The organism is uncultured Actinobacillus sp., from assembly GCF_945915845.1.
In the GTDB taxonomy this organism is placed as follows: domain Bacteria; phylum Pseudomonadota; class Gammaproteobacteria; order Enterobacterales; family Pasteurellaceae; genus Exercitatus.
In genome coordinates, this window is sequence record NZ_CAMEFX010000020.1 from 21,175 (window position 1) to 31,111 (window position 9,937).

A 9,937-nucleotide genomic window follows, 5' to 3' on the forward strand; every position below is an offset into this window, starting at 1 on the left:
AGATTTTTATAAATTGAAAGGAAAATATTATGAATGATGTAAAAAAAGTTGCCGTTGTTGTTGGCGGTGGTCAAACCCTTGGTGCATTTTTATCGGAAGGACTTGCAGAAGCAGGTTACCGCGTCGTGGTAGCGGATTTAAATGGTGAAAATGCGAATAATGTTGCCGATACGATTAATCGTAAATATGGTAACGATAATGCCTTGGGGGTTCAAGTTGATGCCACAAATGAAACTAGCGTAGAAGCTTTAGCCAAAGCCACAGATGATAAATTTGGGCGAGTTGATTTGCTGGTTTATAGTGCAGGGACAGCAAAAGCCTCCCCGATTTGGGATTTTGAATTAAAAGATTTTAATGTGTCAGTCAATGTCAATTTAGTGGGGTATTTCTTGTCAGCCAAACACTTCTCCCGCTTGATGATCCGTGATGGAATAAAAGGTCGGATTATTCAAATTAACTCAAAATCAGGTAAAGTGGGTAGCAAATATAACTCAGGTTATAGTGCGGCAAAATTTGGTGGTGTCGGTTTAACACAATCTTTAGCATTGGACTTAGCGGATAAAGGCATTACCGTTCATTCCTTAATGTTAGGGAATTTATTAAAATCACCGATGTTCCAATCATTAATTCCGCAATACGCAGCCAAATTGGGTATTCCTGAAAGCGAAGTGGAACAAGTTTATATCGACAAAGTGCCGCTCAAACGCGGTTGTGATTACCAAGACGTGTTAAATGTTTTAAAATTCTATGCCAGTGAAGACGCCTCCTATTGTACGGGGCAATCGATTAATATTACTGGCGGTCAAGTGATGTTTTAATTAATATCGTTGGGCGGATAATCTCTTCCGCCCGATTTATTCTGGAGAATAGTAATGGAACTCTACTTAGATACGGCTGATGTCAAAATCATTGAAAAATTTCACCGCACTTTACCGTTATCGGGGGTGACAACCAATCCTAGCATTATTGCTAAATCAAAACGTGAAATTTTTGACGTATTAAGCGACATTCAAGCCATTTTGGGTGAAGATAAACAACTTTTTGCACAAACTATGGGGCGTTCTGAAAAACAAATCATTGCTGACGCATTGGCGCTCCGTGAGCGTTTCCCCAATATTATTATTAAAGTCCCCGTTATTCCGGAAGGATTAGCTGCCATTAAAGCACTTTCAACCTTAGGTATTCCTACTTTAGGGACTGCCGTGTATGGCGCGGCACAAGGTTTTTTAGCCGCATTAGCCGGAGCAAAATATATTGCACCTTATGTCAATCGTATTGATGCGCAAGGCGGTAATGGGATTGAAACGGTCTCTGAGTTACAAACCTTACTGACACAACATCAGGTTAATGCCAAAGTTTGTGCCGCTAGTTTTCGCACTCCACGTCAGGCATTAGATTGTTTATTAATTGGCTGTGGTTCGATTACCATTCCACCCGATGTGGCTGAGTCATTTTTAAGCGATCCTGCTGTCTTTGCTGCTGTAGATCAATTTGAAATGGACTGGAAAAGCACTTTTGGGCGCCAGAGTTTAGTTTAAATGTCATTAACAAAACTTAGTTCAATGATACCTTGTTTCATTTTGTGCGAATTAGCACTAATTTTTTCTTTTAACTTGTGAGATAATCTATGTCAAATGCAACAAATGTTTTTATTCTTTTAGCTATCATCGCTTGGGTACTACAAATTATACTGGGGTGGTGGCAAGTTAATCGTTTTAATCAAGCGTTTATGTTGCTGAGTAAGCAAGGAAATGTGGGGATAGGTCGAACTAAAGGACGGTTTAAAGCCAAAGTTGTCATTGCACTTGCTTTTAATGAGAATCACTATGTTGTCGATAATATCGTAATGAAAGGATGGACGGTATTTTCAAAGCCGCAATCTATACCCGAATTAAATGGTTTGCATTATGATGAAATCGATCCGCAAGTGATTTTTCCGATGAATAAAAATGCGCAAGAAGCCCTTGCCGAAGCCATTCAAGTAAAATAATTTTGCAATGAAACCAAGAGAACGCCAACAAGCTATTTTAGATTATCTACAAATTCATGGGCGAACGCCTGTGGAACAACTTGCGGAACATTTTCAAACTACGGGAACCACTATCCGTAAAGATCTCACTGCATTAGAAAATGAGAATAAAGTGCTACGAACCTATGGTAGTGTCGTACTTACTCAAACCGGTGATGATATTGATTTACCCATTACAAATAAAACTACCATCAATGCTGCTGCAAAAATAAAAATTGGCAAGGCGGCGGCTGATTTGATTCAGAATGGTGATTCCATCATTATGGATCAAGGCAGTACGGTTCTTCAAATGGTACCTAATCTCGCTCAGTTCGAAAACCTGACAATTATGACCAATAGTTTGCATATTATTAATGCGTTGACATCATTGAATACGGATTTTGAACTGTTAATGTGTGGTGGAACCTATCGATCTAAATCAGGTTCTTTTCATGGGATCTTGGCAGAAAGTGCGGTAGAAAAATTTAGTTTTGATAAATTATTCATTGGTACCGATGGATTTGATTTAAATGTCGGTTTAACAACATTTAATGAAGTCCACGGCGTAAGTAAAGCAATGTGTCATGCAGCCCGTGAGATTATTGTTTTAACCGATTCAACAAAATTCAATCGCCGCAGTCCGAATATTGTCTGTCCTTTGGAAAAAATCACCACTGTCATTACAGATAGCAACATTAAAGAGGATATCCATCAAGCTCTAATGGCTAAAGGTATTCAGGTAATTATTGCCTAATGGTAATCAAAAGGCATAGCAGACCTAACATCTACTATGTCTTTTTTCATAGGTATTAATTCTGGTTTCTTAAGGTATGTCGATATTTTAAATGTATCGTAATAAATAGAAGCATTGCCGTAATACCAATTAATGAACCAACAAAACCAATATATTGTAGGCCTAAATGTTGCATCACTTGGTTGCCAATTAAAGCCCCTCCGCCAATACCAATGTTATAAATGCCAGAGAAAATGGCTGTCGCCACATCGGTTGCATCAGGTGCCAGTTGCAATACGCGCATTTGCAAACCTAATGTCATGGCTGAAATACCAATTCCCCAAATAAACACCAAGAAGAACATCGCTAAACTGTAATCGCTCATGATATAAAGCAAACACAAGGCACCGGCAATAATACCCGAAGCGACAGTGATAAATTTCGCAGGGAAAAAACGGTAAATCCGTCCAAATAAAAAACTTGCGGCAAAACCGGCTAATCCAAAAATGAGTAACACAGCTGTTGCCGTATTTTCGCCCATATTGCTAATATTCTTAACAAATGGTTCGATATAACTATAGGCAGTAAAATGAGCTGAAACAATGATCATTGTGACCAAATAAATACCAAGCAATAAAGGGCGTTTTGCTAAAAGCGGTAAACTCGATAAAGAACCTGCATTTTTACTTGGCAAATGAGGCAATAATTTGGCGAGGATTAACATAATGATGAATGCTGCACCACCAATTACCGCAAAAGTCGCACGCCAGCCTAACCACTGACCGATAATTCGCCCTAAAGGTAATCCTAATACCATTGCCATAGCTGACCCCATAGCAATCATGCCGAGTGCTTGAGTTTGTTTGCCTTTTGGTGCAACACGCATGGCAAGAGAAGCAGTAATTGCCCAAAAGACAGAATGAGCGAAAGCAATGCCCATTCGTGAAATCAATAGCACCCAATAATTCCAAGCAAATACAGACAATATATGGCTTGCAACAAAAAGTACAAATAGTTTCAAGAGTAGGCTGCGGCGTTCCAAGGTAGATGTCGCTAACATTAAAGGTAGCGAAGCCAATGAAACAATCCATGCATAAACCGTAATCATGAGTCCAACTTGTTGGACTTCCATATGAAAGCCTGTAGCAATATCAGAAAGTAGCGCCACCGGAACAAATTCTGTTGTATTAAAAATAAAAGCGGCAAATGCCATTGCCACTACCCTAAAATAACCTAAACGTTCAGCTTTTTTATGTTTTTGCATTATTTTAATTTCTCTCTAATAAATTCTTTTAATTGTTCACGAAAAGCGCGGTTAAATTTCACTTTATATTGTGGCGATTTACAATCACCAAAGAAATGCACTGGCAGCCTTAAGTTGGCATACTGTGTATCATTCAGTGAGATCTCTGAATTCACATCACATTGCCCATGAATCAGATCGATATTGCCCACACTGTGCACGACGAAACGTGGATGAATTAATTCTGTCTTTTTAATTTGAAGTCTCGTTGGTTCCCAATAAAAATGCATTGCAAGACGCTCAAACCAAGTCGTTGTTTTTTCCTGGGAAAGTTTGTCTTCATCGTAATTTATCGGTGCGTATTGGCTAATTAATTCCAATAAATTCAAACCATTTACCGTCCCATTTGTGATCTCAGCCAATATCTCACCTTGATAGGGTAAAAAATTGTTAGTGAATAATTGCACTTGGGCATCCACTTTACCTGTCACTAAAACAGGTATATTCAATGTTTCTAGCACAGCTTGTACAGAAAGTTGTTTTCCCATTAATTGGAATAAGTTCGGCGAAATAAATAAGTCTGCATTTTCCCCATTTGAGCCTATCAATTTCAAAGTACCTTCTATATTAGAACGCCAATCTATCCATCCTTCCACGTGATTAAATTGCAGCTTATTTAATGTCAAATCTGTCCGCACTTTATAATGCTGCTCAAATTGGTTTAATGTCCCATTTTGGGCGTAAATCACCAACTGCTGAGTATTAAATAAACGCTTATTCTGTAATTTCAATTCAGCCTGAAGATTGTGCCAATTTATTGCATTTGGTGTGGTAGTTAATTGGTCAATTTGCAGATTAAATTGATCATTTTCACGATTTACTGCCGAGAGTTCTACACTTATCTTGGGCCACAATGTATCCCGAGCTTCTCTATTTTTATATTGTTCAATCAATGTAGAAATTTGAGTAAGTGAAAACTGAGCCGGTTTAATAGTGCTATTGATATTTTTTAGCAACGGAATAGCCTCACGCCATAATGTTCCATTCGCTATCTTAATCATTGAGACTTCAGGTTCACCTTGCAGGACACTCCACCAATTCAGCTGAATATTCAGCCGCTCTGCATTGAGTTGATGATGCTCGTTAATGGTATATTTTACGTTTTGCAATGACAAATTTGGTAAGGGCAAAAATCCTATAGACAATTGCTCAATTTGCACAGGTTGATTATGTAAAAGTGCGGTCAATTTATCTTCTATTTTGCCTTTTTTTACCCATAAAAAAGTAAAAAAGGCTAGAGCCACCACAAGTAACCCTATGCCTAACTTTTTCATCATATTACTGATCCTGATTAATACGACTTGCTACCGCACTTTGTTGATTTTTATATTTCGCATCTTGACGTGCGTTATAAGGACGTGCCGCATATCCGCTGAGAATTTCAAAACTCAATGCACCAATAATCATATTAGGACGTAAAGCCAAAGGTAATTTACCTGAGTTATAAAACTCTAACACAATTTTCCCTTCCCAACCCGGGTCGATACGGTGCGCGGTAACATGTACCATTAAACCTAAACGCGCAAGAGAGGAACGTCCATCGAGCCAGCCAATAATATTAGCAGGCAATTTGACACTTTCCATCGTTGTTGCAAGAGCAAGTTCCCCAGGATGCAAAAAGAAAGGCTCGTTATCCCCAATAATAATTTCATCACTCATGACACGATCTAATTGTGCAGTCACTTCTTCACGCGGGCCACTTACATCAATATAAGGCGCAGAATATTCACGAAAAACACGGAAAGAATTGCCTAAGCGCAAGTCAATAGTCGCGCCATTAATTTTACTATTATCGGGACGGGGAGAAATGGTAATCACGCCATCATCTAAATATTTCTCAATATCCGTATCACATAATCTCATTGCACTCTCCTATTTGCCCAATAATTTTAAAATTTGCGCTTTTAGCATTTCAATCGCAACGCGATTTTTACCCCCACGAGGAATAATCACATCCGCATATTGTTTGCTTGGCTCAATAAATTGTAAAAACATCGGGCGAACTGTCGCACGATATTGTTCAATCACCGATTCCATAGAACGACCTCGCTCCACCATATCTCGTTGTAAACGGCGGATAAAACAAATATCTAAAGGGGTATCCACAAACACAGACATGGCCAATTCTTGACGTACACGCTCATCGGTTAGAAGCAAAATACCTTCTACAATGACAATTTTACGTGGTTCAAAATGGGTAATTTCATGGGTTCTTGTGTGTTCGGAATAGCTATAAACAGGAATATCAACTGCTTTTCCGGCTTTTAGTGCTTTCAAATGCTCAATTAATAAATCGCGATCCATTGAATTAGGATGGTCATAATTGGTTTTAGTTCGAGTTTCAAAATCCAAATGGCTTTGATCTTTGTAATAACTATCTTCCGCAATAATTCCAATATCTTCACAACCCAATTCTGCACAAAGCTCGCTATGAACGGCATGGGCAATAGAACTTTTACCTGAAGCAGACGCGCCGGTAATACCAATAATGATACAAGATGAATTTGACATAATGTGTCTCTATTTGCTTAAAATTAGGCGAAATTATAGTGGAATTTAGGGATTTTTCATAGGGTTAAGAAGCAAAGTGCGGTGAAAAACATCCGCTTTTCTCACCGCACTTGAACATTATCTACTCATATTCATCAAGCCAACTCAATAAAATGGCTTCAAGGATTTTCTCATTACTCGCTTCAGGATCATCATCAAACCCATCAAGCTCACAAATCCAACGATGCATGTCCGTAAAACGGACGGTTTTCGGGTCTAAATCAGGATCACGATCATAAAGCATTTCCGCAATTTCTTGGGCATCCGTCCATTTCATCAGTGTGCCGCCTCATTAGCATGGTTAATATTATATTTTGGAATTTCCACAACCAAGTCTTCATCACCAATGACACATTGGCAAGATAAACGACTCTCCATTTCTAATCCCCAAGCTTTATCTAGCATATCTTCTTCTTGATCGCTCGTTTCATTTAAACTGTCAAACCCTTCACGTATCACAACATGGCAAGTTGTACAGGCACAGGATCCATCACAAGCATGATGAATTTCAACCCCTGCATGGTGAGCAACATCGAGCAAATTATCTCCTGTTGCTGCATCCACAACCATGCCTTCAGGGCAAAATTCTTCATGAGGTAAAAAAACAACTTTTGGCATAACACTTTCCTATTAAAAAATTACAAATTATCCACAGATTTACCCGCTAACGCCTGACGAATAGATTTATCCATTCGGCGTGCTGCAAACTCTTGAGTAGCTTGATCAAGGTCTTTGATGCCTTGTTTAATCGCAAGCATATCCGTACCTTGTTGTCGTTGCTCTAAAGAAATTAACGCATTTTTCACCGCACTTAATTCTTCTGCATTTAATAGATCTTGATCATGATCTAACGCTGCAAGCACGGCTTCAACCACACGGCGAGCTTCTACACGCTGCTCCGCCAATAAACGGGCATCAATATCTTGCTTAGCATTTTCCATCGAGGATTTGAGCATTTGCGTAATTTCATCATCCGTTAACCCATAGGAAGGTTTAACTTGAATGGACGATTGCACCCCCGTTGATTTTTCCATCGCGGTCACGCTCAATAAACCGTCTGCATCCACTTGATAAGTCACACGAATATGTGCCGCGCCTGCTGCCATAGCTGGAATACCACGTAGCGTAAAACGCGCCAAAGAACGACAATCATCTACCATTTCGCGTTCCCCTTGTACGATATGTACAGACATCGCCGTTTGACCATCTTTAAAGGTCGTGAATTCTTGCGCGCGTGCCACTGGGATGGTGGTATTACGTGGAATAATTTTCTCAACTAAACCGCCCATGGTTTCAATTCCCAAGGATAACGGAATGACATCAAGCAACAACATTTCACTATCCGGTTTGTTACCTACTAAAATATCCGCTTGAATGGCTGCCCCTAATGCCACGACTTTATCCGGATCGATGCTAGTTAATGGGGTTTTACCAAAAAATTCGCCCACTTGCTCACGCACATAAGGTACACGGGTCGAACCGCCCACCATCACGACTTCACGCACCTCTCCGGTAGAAATCCCTGCATCTTTCAAAGCGCGGCGACAAGCTAATAATGAACGTTTTACTAACGGAGAAATTAAAGTATTAAATTCTTCACGACTGATTTCCCCTTGCCAATTTTCATAAGAAATCACCGCACTTTGATTCTCTGTTAACGCTATTTTGGTTTGTGTGGCTAATTCAATAAGTTGCCGCTTTTGCTGTTCCGTTTGTGCTTGAATACTTGATTTTTCAGCAATCCAATCTGCTAACAAATGATCAAAGTCATCACCACCTAATGCCGTATCACCGCCTGTCGCCAACACCTCAAATACGCCCTTCGATAACCGTAAAATAGAAATATCAAAGGTTCCACCACCTAAATCATAAACTGCAATCACCCCTTCTTGACCACTGTCTAAGCCATAAGCGATTGCTGCCGCTGTGGGTTCATTAAGCAAACGCAATACATTTAATCCGGCTAATTTAGCGGCATCTTTTGTACTTTGACGTTGAGCATCATCAAAATAAGCCGGTACGGTAATAACCGCACCTTGTAACTCACCGCCTAGACGCTTCTCCGCCAGTGCGGTCAATTTTTTTAGAATTTCACCGGATACTTCAATCGGGCTAACCGCGCCTTTGTTTGCCATAATCAAGGGTAAACCATTTTCCGTTTGCGCAAAGTCATAAGGCAAATTGGGGTAACGTTGTTGCACATCCATCAGGCTACGACCAATCAAACGTTTTACCGAAATAATCGTATTTTTCGGATCCTGTACGGCTAGACGACCAGCTTCATAACCTACGGTAATTTCATCACCGTAATGAACAATCGACGGCGTTAATGGTCGTTCTTGCTCGTCCAACAAAATAGTCGATTGACCACTACGCACAGCTGCCACAAGGCTATTTGTCGTCCCAAGATCAATACCAATTGCTAATTTATGTTGATGTGGTGCTGCGCTTTGTCCCGGCTCAGCGATTTGAAGTAATGCCATAATTATCTCTTTTTAAATTTCTTGTTTATGCTTTTGAATAATTTCATCAAAGGTTAAGCGATAATAATACCAATAATATTCTCTGAATGGTAAATCACTAATTGGAAGCCAAGGTTTATAGGCAGTATTAAAATGTAAAATGAGCGGTATCTCCGCCGGCCTATGAATAAACTGAGGCAAATTTTTTTTGTTATAAAGATACTCTGCCCCTACTAAGTAATTTATATTATTATTTAATTCCAACCACTTTCCTTTAAATAAAAAATTAAGAACCTCTTGATCTCCATCCCTTAATTTTTCCGAATATTTATCTGTAATATCTAATGCCTGCTGAGGAATATTTTGCTCATGCCATAATTTTGTATTAATGAGTAAAACACCTGCATTGAACATCCCCTCATTTTGAGAAAAATTTAGTGCTAAATCGTCTAAAGCGCCGGCGATAAAATAATCTGTCAGATTAATATCAAATAAAGGCGCAAGAGAGCCGTTTACAACTAAATCCGCATCTAAATAAAGCACATTTCTATCATTAATCACTTCAGATATAAAATATCTAAAATAGGTTGTTTCTGAATTGATATGTTCATAAGTTTTATATTTATCCAATTGATAATTCACTTTCACATCAAAAAGAAAAGAATCAATCTGTTTTAAAAACTGATTTACATAATCAAACCATTCAGGCGAAATATCTTTATTTAATAAATAAAAATCAATATTTTTATTATGAACACAAACTGATTTAATGGTTGTTAATACTTTATCCGCATAGCGTTCATTTGCTGCTAAAAATATTGTTTGTTTGTTTGTTTGTTTGTTTGTTTGTTTGTTTGTTTGTTTGTTTGTTTGTTTGTTTG

The 9,937-nt window shown here is 38.8% G+C and carries 12 protein-coding genes; 4 read left to right on the forward strand and 8 right to left on the reverse strand.

Annotated features, from left to right (window positions below; genetic code table 11):
• Window positions 1-29: 29 nt before the first annotated feature.
• The 4 genes from srlD (at window position 30) to Q0O89_RS06305 (ending at window position 2,762) form a co-directional block, all read left to right on the forward strand.
• Entirely contained in the window at window positions 30-818 is a 789-nt protein-coding gene (gene srlD / locus Q0O89_RS06290; RefSeq protein ID WP_135709427.1) for a sorbitol-6-phosphate dehydrogenase, read from the forward strand.
• Window positions 819-872: 54 nt separating this feature from the next.
• The gene (gene fsa / locus Q0O89_RS06295) at window positions 873-1,538 is read left to right on the forward strand and encodes a fructose-6-phosphate aldolase (protein ID WP_293730871.1); all 666 of its coding nucleotides are present in this window, start codon (window positions 873-875) and stop codon (window positions 1,536-1,538) included.
• Between the two features lie 89 nt (window positions 1,539-1,627).
• Window positions 1,628-1,990 carry a transcriptional regulator GutM gene (gene gutM / locus Q0O89_RS06300; RefSeq protein WP_293730872.1) on the forward strand — a complete coding sequence of 121 codons (363 nt, stop codon included), beginning with the start codon at window positions 1,628-1,630 and terminating at the stop codon, window positions 1,988-1,990.
• Window positions 1,991-1,997: 7 nt separating this feature from the next.
• On the forward strand, window positions 1,998-2,762 hold the full coding sequence (locus Q0O89_RS06305; protein WP_273403863.1) for a DNA-binding transcriptional repressor: 765 nt from the start codon (window positions 1,998-2,000) through the stop codon (window positions 2,760-2,762).
• A 55-nt stretch (window positions 2,763-2,817) separates the two neighbouring features.
• Here Q0O89_RS06305 and Q0O89_RS06310 read toward each other — a convergent pair whose 3' ends face one another.
• The 8 genes from Q0O89_RS06310 to Q0O89_RS06345 all read right to left on the reverse strand — a co-directional run.
• Entirely contained in the window at window positions 2,818-4,005 is a 1,188-nt protein-coding gene (locus tag Q0O89_RS06310; RefSeq protein WP_293730873.1) for a sugar transporter, read from the reverse strand.
• A complete protein-coding gene (locus Q0O89_RS06315; protein WP_293730874.1) occupies window positions 4,005-5,321 on the reverse strand; it encodes a hypothetical protein in 1,317 nt (438 codons plus the stop codon). Before Q0O89_RS06315 ends, Q0O89_RS06310 begins: the two co-directional genes overlap by 1 nt.
• A 1-nt stretch (window position 5,322) precedes the next feature.
• On the reverse strand, window positions 5,323-5,907 hold the full coding sequence (dcd, locus tag Q0O89_RS06320; RefSeq protein WP_293730875.1) for a dCTP deaminase: 585 nt from the start codon (window positions 5,905-5,907) through the stop codon (window positions 5,323-5,325).
• 9 nt (window positions 5,908-5,916) lie between these two features.
• Window positions 5,917-6,555 (reverse strand): uridine kinase, encoded by a 639-nt coding sequence (gene udk / locus Q0O89_RS06325; protein WP_293730876.1) that lies wholly within the window; start codon window positions 6,553-6,555, stop codon window positions 5,917-5,919.
• A gap of 121 nt (window positions 6,556-6,676) precedes the next feature.
• Window positions 6,677-6,871, reverse strand: coding sequence for a Fe-S cluster assembly protein IscX (gene iscX, locus Q0O89_RS06330; RefSeq protein ID WP_293730877.1), 195 nt, complete (start codon window positions 6,869-6,871; stop codon window positions 6,677-6,679).
• On the reverse strand, window positions 6,871-7,212 hold the full coding sequence (gene fdx, locus Q0O89_RS06335) for an ISC system 2Fe-2S type ferredoxin (protein WP_273397241.1): 342 nt from the start codon (window positions 7,210-7,212) through the stop codon (window positions 6,871-6,873). Before fdx ends, iscX begins: the two co-directional genes overlap by 1 nt.
• A gap of 20 nt (window positions 7,213-7,232) precedes the next feature.
• On the reverse strand, window positions 7,233-9,077 hold the full coding sequence (gene hscA / locus Q0O89_RS06340) for a Fe-S protein assembly chaperone HscA (protein WP_293730878.1): 1,845 nt from the start codon (window positions 9,075-9,077) through the stop codon (window positions 7,233-7,235).
• Window positions 9,078-9,089: 12 nt separating this feature from the next.
• Window positions 9,090-9,937, reverse strand: an 848-nt coding sequence (locus tag Q0O89_RS06345; protein WP_293730879.1) for a glycosyltransferase family 8 protein, incomplete at its 5' end; no start/stop codon positions are given.